Source organism: Blastococcus sp. SYSU DS0533 (genome assembly GCF_054050775.1).
Genome location: NZ_JBJGZZ010000011.1, coordinates 83,255 through 99,014 on the forward strand (window position 1 = coordinate 83,255; position 15,760 = coordinate 99,014).

Annotated in this window: 13 protein-coding genes; 9 read left to right on the forward strand and 4 right to left on the reverse strand. The window is 73.2% G+C overall.

Features of this window, described 5'->3' with window-relative positions:
* The first annotated feature begins 146 nt into the window (after positions 1 to 146).
* The 6 genes from ftsZ (at position 147) to wag31 (ending at position 5,027) form a co-directional block, all read left to right on the forward strand.
* A complete protein-coding gene (gene ftsZ, locus ACI79W_RS14165; RefSeq protein ID WP_456562726.1) occupies positions 147 to 1,463 on the forward strand; it encodes a cell division protein FtsZ in 1,317 nt (438 codons plus the stop codon).
* A gap of 92 nt (positions 1,464 to 1,555) precedes the next feature.
* A complete protein-coding gene (gene pgeF / locus ACI79W_RS14170) occupies positions 1,556 to 2,287 on the forward strand; it encodes a peptidoglycan editing factor PgeF (RefSeq protein ID WP_456562727.1) in 732 nt (243 codons plus the stop codon).
* 10 nt (positions 2,288 to 2,297) lie between these two features.
* On the forward strand, positions 2,298 to 3,098 hold the full coding sequence (locus ACI79W_RS14175; protein ID WP_456562728.1) for a YggS family pyridoxal phosphate-dependent enzyme: 801 nt from the start codon (positions 2,298 to 2,300) through the stop codon (positions 3,096 to 3,098).
* A gap of 25 nt (positions 3,099 to 3,123) precedes the next feature.
* Entirely contained in the window at positions 3,124 to 3,858 is a 735-nt protein-coding gene (locus ACI79W_RS14180) for a cell division protein SepF (RefSeq protein WP_456562729.1), read from the forward strand.
* 51 nt (positions 3,859 to 3,909) lie between these two features.
* Complete coding sequence (locus ACI79W_RS14185) at positions 3,910 to 4,197, forward strand: YggT family protein (RefSeq protein ID WP_091934897.1); 288 nt, start codon at positions 3,910 to 3,912, stop codon at positions 4,195 to 4,197.
* A gap of 98 nt (positions 4,198 to 4,295) precedes the next feature.
* A complete protein-coding gene (gene wag31, locus ACI79W_RS14190; protein ID WP_456562730.1) occupies positions 4,296 to 5,027 on the forward strand; it encodes a DivIVA-like cell division protein Wag31 in 732 nt (243 codons plus the stop codon).
* A 147-nt stretch (positions 5,028 to 5,174) separates the two neighbouring features.
* On the opposite strand, the gene ACI79W_RS14195 is transcribed toward wag31, so the two are convergent.
* The 3 genes from ACI79W_RS14195 to ACI79W_RS14205 all read right to left on the reverse strand — a co-directional run bounded on the left by ACI79W_RS14195 (position 5,175) and on the right by ACI79W_RS14205 (position 8,580).
* Positions 5,175 to 6,095 (reverse strand): carbohydrate ABC transporter permease, encoded by a 921-nt coding sequence (locus ACI79W_RS14195; protein ID WP_456562731.1) that lies wholly within the window; start codon positions 6,093 to 6,095, stop codon positions 5,175 to 5,177.
* The gene (locus tag ACI79W_RS14200) at positions 6,092 to 7,081 is read right to left on the reverse strand and encodes a carbohydrate ABC transporter permease (RefSeq protein WP_456562732.1); all 990 of its coding nucleotides are present in this window, start codon (positions 7,079 to 7,081) and stop codon (positions 6,092 to 6,094) included. The genes ACI79W_RS14195 and ACI79W_RS14200 overlap by 4 nt, the downstream gene beginning before the upstream one ends.
* Positions 7,082 to 7,209: 128 nt before the next feature.
* Positions 7,210 to 8,580, reverse strand: a complete 1,371-nt coding sequence (locus ACI79W_RS14205; protein WP_456562733.1) for an ABC transporter substrate-binding protein — start codon at positions 8,578 to 8,580, stop codon at positions 7,210 to 7,212.
* A 354-nt stretch (positions 8,581 to 8,934) separates the two neighbouring features.
* Here ACI79W_RS14205 and ACI79W_RS14210 point away from each other — a divergent pair, with 354 nt between their 5' ends.
* Together ACI79W_RS14210 and ACI79W_RS14215 are read left to right on the forward strand one after the other, a co-directional pair.
* Positions 8,935 to 10,044, forward strand: coding sequence for an ABC transporter ATP-binding protein (locus ACI79W_RS14210; protein WP_456562734.1), 1,110 nt, complete (start codon positions 8,935 to 8,937; stop codon positions 10,042 to 10,044).
* Positions 10,045 to 10,107: 63 nt separating this feature from the next.
* Positions 10,108 to 10,821, forward strand: coding sequence for a hypothetical protein (locus tag ACI79W_RS14215; protein ID WP_456562735.1), 714 nt, complete (start codon positions 10,108 to 10,110; stop codon positions 10,819 to 10,821).
* A gap of 12 nt (positions 10,822 to 10,833) precedes the next feature.
* Here ACI79W_RS14215 and ileS read toward each other — a convergent pair whose 3' ends face one another.
* Positions 10,834 to 14,007: an isoleucine--tRNA ligase gene (gene ileS / locus ACI79W_RS14220; RefSeq protein ID WP_456562736.1), complete on the reverse strand. Its 3,174-nt coding sequence runs from the start codon at positions 14,005 to 14,007 to the stop codon at positions 10,834 to 10,836.
* 122 nt (positions 14,008 to 14,129) lie between these two features.
* Between ileS and ACI79W_RS14225 the strand changes: the two genes are divergently transcribed.
* Complete coding sequence (locus tag ACI79W_RS14225; protein ID WP_456562737.1) at positions 14,130 to 15,641, forward strand: potassium/proton antiporter; 1,512 nt, start codon at positions 14,130 to 14,132, stop codon at positions 15,639 to 15,641.
* Positions 15,642 to 15,760: the final 119 nt, after the last annotated feature.

The following is a 15,760-nucleotide window of genomic DNA, read 5'->3' on the forward strand; positions in this document are numbered from 1 at the left end:
TGGTGCGATCCCCGTCCACCGACACGCCGACCCGGAGAGGGTGCTTGTAGCGCCTCTCGGCGCACACCTAACTTCAACCCCGTCGACCTGGTTGACATAACTGTAAGGCTGAACTTGAGGATGAGGGTCCAGTTGGGGAGCGCCGCATGACACCTCCGCACAACTATCTAGCGGTCATCAAGGTCGTCGGCATCGGCGGCGGCGGGGTGAACGCGGTCAACCGCATGATCGAAGTCGGCCTCAAGGGGGTCGAGTTCATCGCGATCAACACCGACGCGCAGGCCCTGCTGATGAGCGACGCCGACGTCAAGCTCGACGTCGGCCGCGAGCTCACGCGCGGGCTCGGCGCCGGTGCGCAGCCCGACGTCGGCCGGCAGGCCGCCGAGGACCACCGCGAGGAGATCGAGGAGGTGCTCAAGGGCGCCGACATGGTCTTCGTGACCGCGGGCGAGGGGGGTGGCACCGGTACCGGTGGGGCGCCCGTCGTCGCGTCCATCGCGCGCAAGCTCGGCGCCCTGACCATCGGTGTCGTCACCCGTCCGTTCGCCTTCGAGGGCAAGCGGCGCGCGGTGCAGGCCGAGTCGGGCATCGAGGAGCTGCGCAACGAGTGCGACACGCTCATCGTCATCCCGAACGACCGGCTGCTGCAGCTGGGCGACCGGAACGTCAGCGTGATGGACGCCTTCCGCACCGCCGACCAGGTGCTGCTCTCCGGTGTCCAGGGCATCACCGACCTGATCACCACGCCCGGCCTCATCAACCTGGACTTCGCCGACGTCAAGTCGGTCATGTCCGGGGCGGGGTCGGCGCTGATGGGCATCGGCAGCGCGCGCGGCGACAACCGTGCGCTGCTGGCCGCCGAGCAGGCGATCGCCAGCCCGTTGCTGGAGGCCTCGATGGAGGGCGCCCACGGCGTGCTGCTGTCCATCTCGGGCGGGTCGGACCTCGGCTTGTTCGAGATCAACGAGGCCGCCTCGCTGGTGTCGGACGCCGCGCACCCCGACGCGAACATCATCTTCGGCGCGGTGATCGACGACGCGCTCGGCGACGAGGTGCGGGTCACCGTGATCGCCGCGGGCTTCGACGGCGGTCGGCCCGACACGCGCAAGGACGGCGCGGCGGTGAGCAGTGCGCCGCAGGCCCCTCTCTCCACGGGGACCGCCTCGCCGTTCGCCGCGCGCCGCCCGGTGGCCGCCCCGCCGGTGGCCCCCGCGCCGCCCGTGGCGGCCCCGTCGACCGGCTCCGCGCCCGCCGCGGCGCCCGCCCCCGCGGCTCCGCCGGTGACGGGGGAGCGGCTCGCCCAGCAGGCCCCGCAGGCCTCGGGCGGCCGCACGGGGACCGGGGGTGGTCTCACCGTGCCCCCGCTGCCGCCCATCCAGGGGTCCGCGGGCAACGGCCGCCGGCCGCTGTCGAACGAGGACTTCGAGGAGGAGTTGGACATCCCCGAGTTCCTCAAGGGTTGAGGACCCCCTCGCCCCCCGCACCTCGCACGCTCGGCGCGGGGCCCTGCGAGGGGGCCTTCCAGCCAGGACGATGGCAGTAGTCTCCCGTCCCTATGGATACGAATCCGGCCGCTCCGTCGGCGGTGCGACCTCGCAGGGTCGTCACCGACCGGCGGGGCGGCCGTTCCCGTCCGCCTTACGACTCCTTCAACCTGGGCTCCCACGTCGGGGACGACCCCGGGGACGTCGCCGCCAACCGGGCCCGCGTGGCCGGGGAGCTGGTCGTCGGGGAGGACCGGCTGGTCTGGATGGACCAGGTGCACGGCACGGGCGTCGCCGTCGTCGACGGGCCGCAGGAGGGGCCGGTGCCCGCCACCGACGCGCTGGTCACCGCCACCCGGGGGTTGGTCCTGGCGGTGCTGGCGGCCGACTGCGTCCCCGTCCTCCTCGCCGACCACGAGGCGGGCGTCGTCGCGGCCGTCCACGCCGGCCGGGAGGGGCTCCGCAAGGGCGTGCTCCCGGCGGCCCTGTCGGCCATGGCGAGCCTGGGCGCCCGGGCCCGGAACGTGACCGCGCTGCTGGGCCCGGCGGTCTGCGGGGCCTGCTACGAGGTGCCCGCGGAGATGCAGCGCGAGGTGGCGCGGGTCGCGCCCACCGCCGCGGTCCCCACCCGGACCGGCACGGCGGGCCTCGACCTGCGGGCCGGGGTCGAGGAGATACTGCGGCGCGCCGGCATCCCCGAGGTCGTGCTGGACCCGCGCTGCACCGTCGAGGACCCCACCCTGTTCTCCCACCGCCGGGACGGCGTCACCGGCCGCCAGGCAGGCCTGGTCTGGCTCGGATGAGGACCAGGCCGTGAGCTCGCTCGCCGAGAACCTGCGCGCGGTGCGCGCCCGCATCGACCGGGCCGCCCGCGCCGCCGGCCGCGATGCCGCGACCGTGCGGCTGCTGGCGGTGAGCAAGACCTGGCCTGCCGGCGACGTGCGGGCGCTCGCCGCGCTGGGGCAGCACGACTTCGGTGAGAACCGGGTGCAGGAGCTCCTGGCCAAGGCCGGGGAGCTCGGCGCCGTCGACGTCCGGTGGCACTTCGTCGGCCAGCTGCAGCGGAACAAGGCCGCCGCGGTGGCCCGCACCGGGGCCGTCGTCCACTCCCTGGACCGCCCCTCGCTGGCCGCGGCGCTGGACCGGGCGGGCCAGGAAGCCGGCCGCCCCGTCGACGTGCTGATCCAGGTGGACCTGGGCGGCCCCGAGGGGGAGGTCGCCTCGCGCGGGGGGGCCTCCCCGCAGGACGTGCCCGCGCTCGCGGACGCCGTCGCCTCGGCCGCCGGACTGCGGCTGCGGGGTGTCATGGCGGTCGCGCCGCGCGGGGAGCAGCCGAGCCCCGCCTTCGCCCGGCTCGCCCGGATCGCCGAGCGCCTGCGCGCCGACCACCCCGGCGCGCTCGAGATCTCGGCGGGGATGAGCGGCGACCTGGAGGAGGCGATCACCGCGGGCGCCACGCTTGTGCGTGTCGGAACAGCGTTGTTCGGCGACCGCCCCCTACCCTGCGGTGAGTTCGAGCAACACCAGCCACGCGAGTCACAGCAGTCGCACCCGCCGCGCCAGGAACGGGCGGGCGGGGACGATGTGCCGACGGACGGGCAGACGCGACGCTGAGGACACCAGCAGAGGGGGAGGTCCGATGGCTGGAGCCATGCGGAAGATGGGGATCTACCTGGGGCTCGTCGAGGACGACGTGCCCCGCGGCTACGGCCGGTACGACGCCCGCCCGTCCGACGAGCTCGAGCACGACCGTCGCTACGGCCGGTACGACGACGACCGCTACGACGAGGACTTCGCCGACCGCGGCTACGCCGACCGCGGCTACGCCGACGACGACTACGCGGACGACTACGCCGACGACGCCCCCGCGGTGCCCCCCGCCCGCGACCCCGAGCCCCTGTCGGTGCGCCGTGTCCAGGCCCGCCCGCTCGGCCTTGCGCCGACCGGCGCCGGCGCCCCCGGCCCGAGCGGCTCGACCGGGTCCCGCGCGCTGAGCGCCACCAGCGGCCCTGTGGGCGCGGCCGGCCTCGCCGTCCGCGAGCCGGTGGCGGCCCCCGAGCCCGAGCCCGAGGCGGCTCCCGCCCCCGCCGCCAAGAGCTACCAGGTCGTCACGCTGCACCCGCGCACCTACAACGAGGCGCGCACCATCGGCGAGCGGTTCCGCGACGGCATGCCGGTCATCATGAACCTCACCGAGATGGACGACGCCGACGCCAAGCGGCTCGTCGACTTCGCTGCGGGCCTGAGCTTCGGACTGCGCGGTAGTATCGAGCGCGTCACGGCGAAGGTGTTCCTGCTCAGCCCGCAGGACGTCGCCGTCACCGCTGAGGACAAGGCGAAGATCCGCGAGGGCGGGTTCTCCGAGAAGTCCTGAGCGGCGCGCAGTGGAGTCGGCACCGGCTGGTGCCCTGATCGAGCGGGGCCTGTGTCTCTTTTCTGGCAGATCGTCTCGTCGGTGCTGCTCGTCTTCCTCGTGCTGCTCTTCGCGCGGTTCGTCGTCGACTGGGTGATGGTGCTGGCGCGCAGCTGGCGGCCCTCGGGTGCGGTCGCGGCCGGTCTCGAGATCGTCTACTCCACCACCGACCCGCCGCTGAAGGCGGTGCGCAAGGTGATCCCGCCCCTGAACCTGGGGTCCATCCGACTGGACCTCGGGTTTATGGTGCTGCTGATCGCCGTGGTGGTCCTCCGGAACGTCACGCTCGCACTTGCATGACAGCTGATACCCCCCGGGTCAGAGCCGTCGGACGGTGGTTCCGCGCCGCCGCTCCCAGCACGTCCCTGTTCCCGCCGTCCGACCTGAGGTGACCTTCGATGCCACTCACGCCTGCCGACGTGCACAACGTCGTCTTCAAGAAGCCGCCCATCGGCAAGCGGGGCTACGACGAGGACGAGGTCGACGCCTTCCTCGACGTGGTGGAGGCCGAGCTGGCCCGCCTGATCGAGGAGAACAACGAGCTGCGCTCCAGCGTCGGCCGGGCCGGCGCGCGTGCGGATGATCGGCCCGAGCCGCCGGCCCCCGCTCCGGCGCCGCAGCCGGCCCCGGCGCCGCCGGTGCAGCAGCCCCGGGAGGACGACAGCGCCCGGGCCTCGCGCATGCTGGCGCTGGCCACCGAGACCGCCGATCGCTACGTCAACGAGGCGAAGACGCAGGCCGAGCAGATGCTCAGCGGCGCCAAGACGAACAGCGAGCGCCTGATGACCGAGGCGCGCGCCAAGAGCGAGCAGATGGTCGCCGAGGCCAAGCACCGGGCCGACTCCATGATCGGCGATGCCCGCACGCGCGCCGAGACGATGGAGCGGGAGGCCCGTGCCAAGGCCGCCGCCCTCGACCAGGACGCCGAGCGTCGCCACGTCGAGGTCATGGGCGGCCTCGAGGAGAAGCGCAGCAGTCTGGAGCGCAAGATCGAGGAGCTGCGCACCTTCGAGCGGGAGTACCGCACGCGGCTGCGGTCCTACCTCGAGTCGCACCTGCGGGACCTGGACAGCCGCGGCTCGGCCGAGCCCGCCGCCGCCGGCCGGCAGAACCAGCACGCCAGCGCCTGACGCCACGCACGACGAAGGCCCCGGACCGTTCGGTCCGGGGCCTTCGTCGTGTCCGGGTGCGCGCGGTGGCCGGGGGGGTGACGTGCTGGAACGGCCTCGTCCAGGGGCCCGCCCCGAGCTCGCGAGGCATGGGTGGAACGAGGTCCTTCACCCCTTGACGCTCCCGGCGAGCAGGCCGCGCACGAAGAACCGCTGCAGGGCCAGGAAGACGATGAGCGGCAGGATGATGGAGACGAACGCGCCGGCCGCGAGCAGGTACCAGTCCGAGCCGCGGGTGCCCACCATGTCGGCCAGCCGCACCGTCAGCGGGGAGACGTTCTGGGCGCCACCGGCGAAGGTGAGCGCGACCAGCAGGTCGTTCCACACCCACAGGAACTGGAAGACGGCGAACGCCGCGATGGCCGGGGTGAGCAGCGGCAGCAGGACCTGGAAGAAGATCTTCACGTGGCCGGCGCCGTCCATGCGGGCGGCCTCGACCAGCGAGGGCGGGATCTCCTTCATGAAGTTGTGCAGCAGGAAGATCGCCAGCGGCAGCGCGAAGATCGCGTGCGACAACCAGATCGTCCAGAAGGAGCCGGCCAGCCCGCCGTCGACGTAGAGGCTGAGCAGCGGGATGAGGGTCACCTGGATCGGGACGATCTGCAGCGAGAAGACGGCGACGAACAGCATGTTCCGCCCGCGGAACGGCACCCAGGCGAAGGCGTAGGCCGCCAGCAGCGCCAGGGTGATCGGGATGATCACCGCCGGCAGGGTGATGACCAGCGAGTTGACGAACAGCGACGCGAAGTCGGTGCCGCCGTAGAGCACCTGGTTGTAGTTGTCCAGGGTGAACTGGGGATCGGTGATCGCCGTCCACCAGCCCGAGCGGCGGATGTCGAGCTCGGGGCGGAACGAGGTGATCAGCAGGCCGAGGATCGGCACGGTCCACAGGACGGCGATGACGATGGCGATCAGCGACGCGGCGGGGGAGGTGAGCCGCTTCTTGGCCCGTGCGGCCCGGGTGTGCGTCCGGCCGCGGGTGTCCACCTCCCCGGGCACCGGGGCCATGACGGGCGTCGTGGTGGTCATCGGATCTCCTCGGCCAGGCGCAGCTGGCGGACGTTGTAGGCGATGATCGGGACGACCAGCAGGAACAGCAGGACCGCCAGCGCGGCGCCGAGGCCGAAGTTGAACTGGCGGAAGGCCTGCGTGTAGAACTCGTTGGCCACGACGCTGGTCCCGAAGTTGCCGCCGGTCATGGTGCGCACGACGTCGAAGACCTTGAGCGTGACGATGGCGATCGTGGTGAGCACCACCACCAGCGCCGGGCGGATGCTCGGCACGGTGACGTAGCGGAACATCTGCAGGCCGCTGACCCCGTCGAGCCGCGCCGCCTCGATGATGTCGTCCGGGATCGCCTTGATCGCCGCCGAGAGGACCGTCATGGCGAAGCCGGCCTGGATCCAGATCATCACGACGATGAGGAAGAGGGTGTTGGCCGGCGCCGTCAGCAGGAACTGCTGGGGCTCCAAGCCGATCGAGACCAGCAGCTGGTTGAGCAGGCCGATCTGGTTCACGCCCGGCTGGTCGGGGCGGAACTCGTAGACGAACTTCCAGATGACGCCAGCGGCGACCATGGAGATGGCCATCGGCATGAAGATCAGCGCCTTGGCGAGCGACTCGAACCGGGTGCGGTCGACCAGGTAGGCGTAGACCAGCCCGAGGCCGGTCGTGATCACCGGGACCAGCAGGACCCACAGCACGGTGTTGAGCAGGACGGTCTGGAAGTTGTCCTGGGTGAAGACCGTCGCGTAGTTGTCGAAGCCGACGAACTCCGAGCCGTCCCGGTCGTAGAACGAGCCGCGGATGGTCGCCAGGGCGGGGTACACCAGGCCGACCAGCAGCAGGACGAACGTGGGGCCGAGGAAGCCGGCCACGACGACCCAGGTGGGCACCCGCTTGGGCCGGTCGACGGCGAACAGGATCCCGCCCATCACGACGGCGAACAGCAGGATCGCGACCACCATGAGGGCGATCTTGTGACCTGCGGTGTTCGCCTCCAGGAACCACTCCACCGGTGGCCACCTCCTTCCGACGGTGGACGCCGGGGGACGGCTGGGCTGCCGCCGTCCCCCGGCGTCCTGGCTGGTGGGCGCCCGGTCAGCCAGGTGGCTGCCGGGCGCCCGGTGTCACGACCGCGAGGTCAGGACGCGGGCCACGCCTGCTCGACGTCGGTGAGGACGGCCTCGGTCGGCTTGTCGTTCGCGATCCAGCTCGTGAGCTCGGTCCACAGGCGACCGGCCCCGATCTCGGCCGGCATCAGGTCCGAACCGTCGAACCGGAACACCGACTCCGGGTCCTGGAACAGCTCGGCGGAGAGCTGGTCCACCGGGGACTCGAGGTTCTCGATGTCCAGGCCGGTGTTGGCGCTGACCCAGCCCGGGCCGGAGACCTGGGCCTTGATGTTGGCCCACTCCGGGGAGGAGAGGTAGGTCTGGAACGCCTGGGTGGCCGGGTCGTCGTTGAACGCCGCGGTGAACTCGCCGCCACCGAGGACGGGGGCCGACTCGCCGTCGATGGGCGGCAGCGGGAAGGCGAAGACGTCGCCGTCCGGGCCGACCTCGGTGCCCTCCGGCCAGTTGGCCTGGTAGAAGGACGCCTGGCGGTGCATCCAGCAGCTGCCGTCGAGGATCGGCAGACCGGCGTCACCGAACTCGGTCGAGGCGATCGACTGCACCTCGCCGAGGCCACCGTTGACGAACTCGGGGTTCTTGAGGATCTCGCCGACGGTGTTCAGCGCCTCGACGATCTGCGGGTCGTTGAACGGGATCTCGTGGTTGACCCACTGGTCGTAGACCTCGGGGCCGGCCGTGCGGAGGACGACGTCCTCCAGCCAGTCGGTGGCCGGCCAGCCGGTGGCGTCACCGGAACCGATGCCCGCGCACCACGGCTTGGCGCCGGTGGCGGCGATCTCCTCCGACAGGGCGATCATCTCGTCCCAGGTCTGCGGGACCTCGTAGCCGGCCTCCTCGAAGGCGGCCGGCGAGTACCAGACGAAGGACTTGGCGTTGGCACCCAGCGGCGCGGCGTAGAACTCGCCGTCGACGCTGCCGTACTCCTTCCAGCTCTCGTCCCAGTACTCGTCGACGTTCGACTCGGTCTGCTCGGGCGCGGCCACGACGTCGCCGGAGCGGACGAGGTTGGCCAGCAGGCCCGGCTGCGGGATGAAGGCGATGTCGGGGGCGTTGCCGCTCTGGGTGCGGACGACGAGCTGGGCCTCGAACTCGCGCGAGCCCTCGTACTGGACGTCGACGCCGGTGCACTCCTCGAACGGCACGTAGGAATCGATGTGCGGCTGGTCCTCGGGGTCGACGATCGAGGTGTAGACGGTGACCGTCTCGCCCTCCAGGTCGCCGAACTCCTCGTAGGGCGCGCAGTCGATCTCCGCGTCCGCGGCCGCCGCGCCGCCGCCTCCGCCGTCGACCTCGTCGGCGCCGCACCCGGTGAGCAGGAGCGTCAGCCCCAGCCCGCCGGCCAGCGCCGCTGCGCCGCGTCCCCTCGCACGCTTGCTCATGTGGTCCCCTCCAGACTCGTGCGGCTCCGTCGCCGCATCGTGTGACCCGTGCCCAGCACCCGATCGCGGGTGCGGCCGCCACATCCGTCCGGCGACAGTAGCCGCGCGGGAGATCCCTGGTGGCAACGTTGCCGTAACGGTTGTGCAGCATCCGGGCGGTAGTGAGCCGTCCGGGTGCCGCTGCGCCGCGGAGCATATGGGAGCGCTCCCACGGTGTCCCGTCCTCGGCGCACGATCGGGGGAGGTTTCCGTCCTCACCGGGTGAAACGGCCGTGGCCGCGGGCGGCGTCATGGTGGTCGTGGGGCGCCCGGGCGTGCCACAGTGACGGCACCGCTCGGCGCAGGAAGGGACCCATGGCCGCCATCACGTTCGACCACGCCACGCTCGTCTACCCCGGGGCGACCCGCCCATCGGTGGACGCGCTGGACCTCGACATCGCCGACGGCGAGTTCCTGGTGCTGGTCGGCCCGTCCGGCTGCGGCAAGTCGACGTCGCTGCGGATGCTGGCCGGCCTCGAGGAGGTCACCGACGGCACCATCCGGGTCGGCGACCGGGACGTCACCCACCTCCCGCCCAAGGACCGCGACATCGCGATGGTCTTCCAGAACTACGCGCTCTACCCGCACATGACCGTCGCCGAGAACATGGGCTTCGCCCTGAAGATCGCGGGGGTGCCCAAGGAGGAGCGGCGGACCCGCGTCGAGGAGGCGGCCCGCATCCTCGACCTCGAGCCCTACCTGGACCGCAAGCCCAAGGCGCTCTCCGGCGGTCAGCGCCAGCGCGTCGCCATGGGCCGGGCCATCGTGCGCCAGCCCCAGGTGTTCCTGATGGACGAGCCGCTGTCCAACCTCGACGCCAAGCTGCGGGTCCAGACCCGCACGGAGATCGCCGCCCTGCAGCGCCGGCTCGGGGTGACGACCGTGTACGTCACGCACGACCAGGTCGAGGCGATGACGATGGGCGACCGGGTCGCGGTGCTCAGCGAGGGCGTGCTCCAGCAGGTCGACACCCCGCGGAACCTCTACGACAAGCCGGCCAACGTGTTCGTCGCGGGGTTCATCGGGTCGCCGGCGATGAACATCCTCCCGGTGTCGCTCACCGAGGGGGGCGCGCAGGTGGTGGGGCACACCGTCCCGCTGCCGCGCGAGGCGCTGTCCGCGCTGGCCCGCGAGGGCGGCACCACCGCCACCCTGGGGTTCCGGCCGGAGTCGGTGGAGTTCGTCGCCGCCGGCGAGGGCATCCCGGTCGAGGTCCTGATCGTCGAGGAACTGGGTTCGGACGCCTTCGCCTACGGACGGCTGGCCGCCGGGGAGGCCGGTGGTGAGGGCCGGCAGCTCGTGCTGCGGGCCGACCCCCGTCGCCCGCCCATGAAGGGGGAGGTCGTCCACGTCGCGATCCGCCCGGGCGAGGCGCACCTCTTCTCCGCGGAGACGGGGCTCCGGGTCACCCGGACCCCCGGCTGACACCCGCCGCACCAGGGGCGTCCACCGGGCGCCCCCGGCCGGCCGCGCCCTACAGTCCCTGCTGTGATCGTGATCGCCACGCTGCTGGTGCTCCTGGGCCTCGGGCTCTTCGTGGGCGGCCTGCTCACCGGCAGCACCGCGCTGTACTGGGCCTGCGTGGCGGCGTGCGTCGTCGCCGCGGGGGTCCTGGTCGTGGCGCGCCGGCAGATCGCCGCCCGCGTCGAGGCGCCGGTGGGGTCAGCCCCGGCGGGCGGCGCCGGGTCGACGGCGTCGGGCGCGCAGCCCGCTGCTCCGGCGACCTCCCCGGCGGACGACGTCCCGGCCGGTGACGCCGGCCCGGCGGCGACCGGGCCGGACCTCGCCACCGGTGCGACCGCGGTCCCACCCGCGGACACCCCGTCGTCCTCGCCCCCGCCGGCCGCCGAGGCGCCGGCCCGGGCCGCGGACGCCGAACCGGTGGCGGAGGAGCGCGGGGTCCCGGCCCAGCCGGCCGGGGCCCCGGTGGGCGGGAGCGGCGCGGCCGGCGCGCCGCCGGAGCTGCCGGATCCGCCGGTCGAGGAGGTCGAGGTGACCGACCTGCTGATCATCGTGGACCTCACCGACGAGGTGCTCGTCGTGGACGAGCACCCGCGTTACCACCTGCCCGGCTGCGTCCACCTCCGCGGCCACGAGCCCATCCCGCTGCCGCTGGACGAGGCGCGCACCGACGGCTTCACCCCCTGCGGGGTGTGCCGGCCCGACCGGCAGCTCGCCGACCGGGCCCGGGCCCGGCGGTAGGAAGACCCGGTCTCAGGCCTTCGCCACCCAGAAGCGCGAGCCCTCCGGACCCTCGACGCCCTCCCCGGCGCCGGGGGTGCCGGCGTGGACGGCGACGGCGAGGACCTCACCGGCGAGCTGCTCGGCGTGCTCGGTGAGCGCCTGCGCCATGGCGCCGCCGGCGGTCCACGAGAGCTCGATCCGGTCGCTGACCTCCAGGCCGCTGCCCTTGCGGGCCTCCTGCACCAGGCGGACCGCCTCGCGCACCAGCCCGGCCCGCTCCAGCTCCGGGGTGAGCGCGAGGTCCAGCGCCACGGTGAGCCCGCCGCTGCTGGCCACCGTCCAACCCTCGCGCGGGGTCTCGGTCACGATGAGGTCGCCGTCGGCGAGCGCGACCTCCGCGCCGTCGACCTCGACGGCCGCCGTGCCGGCCCGGTAGGCGGCCACCAGAGACGGGGCGTCGGCGGCGGCGACGGCCTTCGCCACCGCCTGCACCTGCTTGCCGAGCCGCCGCCCGACGGCGCGGAAGTCGATCTTCACGCTCACGTCGACCAGGTCACCGCCGACCGCGGCGAGCTCCAGCACCTCGGCCACGTTGAGCTCGTCGGCCACCTCGGCGACCAGGTCGCGGGGGAGGGAGCCCCATGCCGGCGCCGCCACCACGGCGCGCGCCAGCGGCTGCCGGGTGCGCACCTTCGCCGCGGTGCGGGCCGACCGGCCCAGCTCCACCAGCCGGCGGACCAGCGCCATCTGCTCGACCAGCGCGTCGTCGAGGGCGTCGGCGTCGACCTCCGGCCACGAGGCCAGGTGCACCGAGTCCGGCACCTCCGACCCGCCCGCCCCGCTCCTGCCCGGCACGACCGCGCGGTGCCACACCTCGTCGGTGACGAACGGCGTGAAGGGCGCCATCAGCCGGGTCAGGCCGTCGAGCACCTCGTGCAGCGTGCCCAGCGCCGAGGGGTCGCCGTCCCAGAAACGGCGCCGCGAGCGGCGGACGTACCAGTTGGACAGGTCGTCGACGAACTGCGCCAGCAGCCGGCCGGCGCCCTGGGTGTCGAACTCCTCCAGCGCCGCGGTGACGTCGCGGGTGACCGCGGCGAGCTCGGCCAGCGCCCAGCGGTCCAGCAGCGGGCGGTCGGCGCGGGCCGGCGCGGGGGCCGACGCCGGGTCCCAGCCGTTGGTCTCGGCGTACAGGGTGAAGAAGCTGGCGGTGTTCCAGTAGGTGAGCAGGACCTTGCGGACGACCTCGGACAGCGTCTCGTGGCCGACCCGGCGGGCCGACCACGGCGAGCCGCCGGCGAGCATGAACCAGCGGACGGCGTCGGCGCCGTGCCGGTCCATCAGCGGGATCGGCTCGAGGATGTTGCCCAGGTGCTTGCTCATCTTGCGGCCGTCCTCGGCGAGGATGTGGCCCAGGCAGAGCACGTTCTCGTAGGAGCTCTGCTCGAACACCAGGGTGCCGACGGCCATCAGCGAGTAGAACCAGCCGCGGGTCTGGTCGATCGCCTCGCAGATGAACTGCGCCGGGTAGGCGGCCTCGAACTGCTCCTGGTTGCGGTAGGGCGCGCCCCACTGCGCGAAGGGCATCGAGCCGGAGTCGTACCAGGCGTCGATGACCTGCGGCACCCGCCGGTAGGTGCCCGCCTCGCCGGGCCGCGTGAAGGTGACCTCGTCGATGAACGGGCGGTGCGGGTCCAGGTCGGAGAGGTCGCGGCCGGTCAGCTCCGAGAGCTCCGCCAGCGAGCCGACGACGACCATCCGCTGCGGGTCGGCCTCGTTGCGCCAGACCGGCAGGGGCGTGCCCCAGTAGCGGTCGCGGGACAGCGCCCAGTCGACGTTGTTGTTCAGCCAGTCGCCGTAGCGGCCGGTCTTGATGTTCTCCGGGAACCAGTTGGTCTTCTCGTTCTCGGCGAGCAGCCGGCCCTTGATCGCGCTGGTGCGGATGTACCAGGACGGCTGCGCGTAGTACATGAGCGGGGTGTGGCAGCGCCAGCAGTGCGGGTAGCTGTGCTCGTACCGGATCTCCCGGAACAGCACGCCGCGCGCCTGCAGGTCCTCGACCAGGGCGGGGTCGGCGGCCTTGAAGAAGTGCCCGCCGACCAGCGGCACCTCGGCGAGGAAGTGCCCCGTGGCGTCGATCGGGTTGACGACCGGGAGGCCGTAGCCGCGGCAGACGGCGAGGTCGTCGGCGCCGAAGGCGGGGGACTGGTGCACCAGGCCGGTGCCGTCGTCGGTGGTCACGTAGTCGGCCAGGACGACGAAGTGGGCGTCGCCCTCGGGGAACTCGACCAGCTCGAAGGGGCGCCGGTAGTGGGTGCGCTCCCAGTCGCGACCCGGGGCGCCGGCCAGCACCTCCGCGTCGTCACCGAGGACGGCGGCCAGCAGCGGCTCCGCCACCACCACCGGGACGTCGTCGGTGCCGGCGGCGCGGGCGACGACGTAGGTGACGTCCGGGTGCACCGCGACGGCGGTGTTGCTGGGCAGCGTCCACGGCGTCGTGGTCCAGATCAGCAGGTCGGCCTTGCCGGCCCACTCGCCGTCGAGGATCGGCAGGCGGACGTACACCGACGGGTCGGTGATGGTCTCGTACCCCTGGGCCACCTCGTGGTCGGAGAGGCCGGTGCCGCAGCGCGGGCAGTAGGGGGCGACCCGGTGGTCCTCGACCAGCAGGCCCTTCCCGTGGATCTGCTTGAGCGACCACCAGACGCTCTCGATGTAGCTGGGGTTCATCGTCCAGTAGGCCTGGGAGAAGTCGACCCAGTAGCCCATCCGGCGGGTGAGGTCGGCGAAGTCGGCGACGTGCTTCTCCACCGACTCGCGGCACCGGGCGTTGAACTCGGCGATGCCGTAGCGCTCGATGTCCGGCTTGCCGGCGAAGCCCAGCTGTTGCTCGACGGCGATCTCGACCGGCAGGCCGTGGCAGTCCCAGCCGGCGCGCCGGGGCACGTGCCAGCCCTGCATGGTCTTGAACCGGGGGAAGACGTCCTTGAACGCCCGGGCCTCGATGTGGTGGGTGCCGGGGCGGCCGTTGGCGGTGGGCGGGCCCTCGTAGACGTTCCACTGCGGGCGGCCCTGCGAGGCCTCCAGCGACCGGTCGAAGACCTTCTCGCTCTCCCAGCGCTCGAGGATGGTGTGCTCGAGGGCGGGGAGGTCGACCTGCGGGGGCAGCGCGGCGAAGGGACCGGTGGGAGCACTCACGGCACCCATTCTCCCCGAACCGGCAAACCGGTCCGGCGGTGCGTCCCCGGGCCCGGCCGACCCGCCGTCCCCCGGGCGCCGGCGGGACCCCGCGCGGCGGTACGGGAGACTGCCCCCATGGGGCGGGCAGGGTGAACACGACGGTCACCGTCGCGCTCGCCCTCGGAGCCGGCGTCGTGCTCCTCGCGGCCGTGGCCCTGCGCCTGGCCGACCGGCTCGGGCTGCCCAGCCTGCTGCTCTACCTGGCGATCGGCGTGGTCCTGGGCGAGAGCGGTCTGGGGATCCAGTTCGACGACGCCGAGCTCACCCAGACCCTCGGCGTCGCCGCGCTCGTCGTCATCCTCGCCGAGGGTGGGCTGACCACCCGGTGGGCCGACGTCCGGCGGGCGATCGGGCCGGGGCTGACGCTGGCCACGGTGGGGGTCGCGGTGAGCGTGGCGGTCACGGCCGGGGTCACGGTGTGGCTGCTCGACGCGTCCTGGGGGTTCGCGCTGCTGCTGGCCGCGGTCATCGGCTCGACCGACGCCGCGGCGGTGTTCGCGGCGCTGCGGCGGCTGCCGCTGCCGCGCCGGCTCGCCGCCGCCCTGGAGGCGGAGAGCGGCCTCAACGACGCCCCGGCGATCCTGCTGGTGACGACGCTGGCCGCCGTGCTCACCGACGCGGCCGCCAGCGCCTGGTGGCTGGTCGTGCTGCAGGTGGTCGGCCAGCTCGTCGGCGGCGCCGTCGTCGGCGTGGTCATCGGGCTGCTCGGCGCGGAGCTGCTCCGGCGGGTGGCGCTCCCGCTGGCCGGGTTCTACCCCCTCGCGACGCTGTCGCTCTGCGTGCTCGCCTTCGCGACCGCCACGCTGGCGTGGACCTCGGGCATCGTCGCGGTGTACCTCTGCGGCGTCGTGCTCGGCAACGTCGCGCTGCCGCACCGGACGGCCAGCATCGGCTTCGCCGAGGGCATGGCGTCGCTGGCGCAGATCGGGCTGTTCGTGCTGCTGGGGCTGCTGGTCTCGCCGCCCCGCCTGCTCGACGCGCTGGTCCCGGCCCTCGTCGTCGGCGGTGCGCTGCTGCTGGTGGCCCGGCCGCTGTCGGTCGTGCTGTCGCTGGTGTGGTTCCGGTGGCCGTGGTCGCAGCAGGCGTTCGTGTCCTGGGCCGGGCTGCGCGGCGCGGTGCCCATCGTCCTCGCCACGTTCCCCGTCACGGCCGGGGTACCGGGTGCCGAGCGGATCTTCGACACCGTGTTCGTGCTGGTCGTGGTGTTCACGCTCGTCCAGGGCTGGTCGCTGCCCTGGGTAGCGCGGCGGCTGCGGATCGGTGCGCCGATCGCGCCGCGGGAGATCCAGGTGGAGGCCGCGCCGCTGGAGGAGCTGGACGCCGAGCTCATGCAGATGCGCGTGCCCGAGGGCTCCCGCCTGCACGGCGTCTACCTGCCCGAGCTGCGGCTGCCCGAGGATGCCGCCGTCGTGCTCATCGTGCGGGGAGGCCGGGCGTTCGTGCCGGACGAGACGACCCGGCTCATGCGCGGCGACCAGGCGCTCCTGGTGTCGGCGCGCGCGTCGCGGCCGGAGGCCGAGCGGCGGCTGCGGGCGGTGAGCCGCGCCGGCCGGCTGGCCACGTGGCGCGGCGAGGACGGCCGGCCGGACGAGACCGACTGATGAAGGACCACCCTTCCCCCCACGGCTCGCGAGCTCGCCGCGGGTCCCTGGAGGGTGGCCGTTCCAGCACGTCACCGGGACCGCGGCGTGGGATCGTGACGGTCAGCACCTGTCTTCCC

Bases quoted from the DNA above. Each gene is read 5' to 3' on its own strand.
- ACI79W_RS14195 (WP_456562731.1), bottom strand. From the start codon at position 6,095: ATGACCACCACGACGCCCGTCATGGCCCCGGTGCCCGGGGAGGTGGAC.
- ileS (WP_456562736.1), bottom strand. From the start codon at position 14,007: ATGGGTGCCGTGAGTGCTCCCACCGGTCCCTTCGCCGCGCTGCCCCCG.
- ftsZ (WP_456562726.1), top strand. From the start codon at position 147: ATGACACCTCCGCACAACTATCTAGCGGTCATCAAGGTCGTCGGCATC.
- wag31 (WP_456562730.1), top strand. From the start codon at position 4,296: ATGCCACTCACGCCTGCCGACGTGCACAACGTCGTCTTCAAGAAGCCG.
- ACI79W_RS14210 (WP_456562734.1), top strand. From the start codon at position 8,935: ATGGCCGCCATCACGTTCGACCACGCCACGCTCGTCTACCCCGGGGCG.
- pgeF (WP_456562727.1), top strand. From the start codon at position 1,556: ATGGATACGAATCCGGCCGCTCCGTCGGCGGTGCGACCTCGCAGGGTC.
- ACI79W_RS14205 (WP_456562733.1), bottom strand. From the start codon at position 8,580: ATGAGCAAGCGTGCGAGGGGACGCGGCGCAGCGGCGCTGGCCGGCGGG.
- ACI79W_RS14180 (WP_456562729.1), top strand. From the start codon at position 3,124: ATGGCTGGAGCCATGCGGAAGATGGGGATCTACCTGGGGCTCGTCGAG.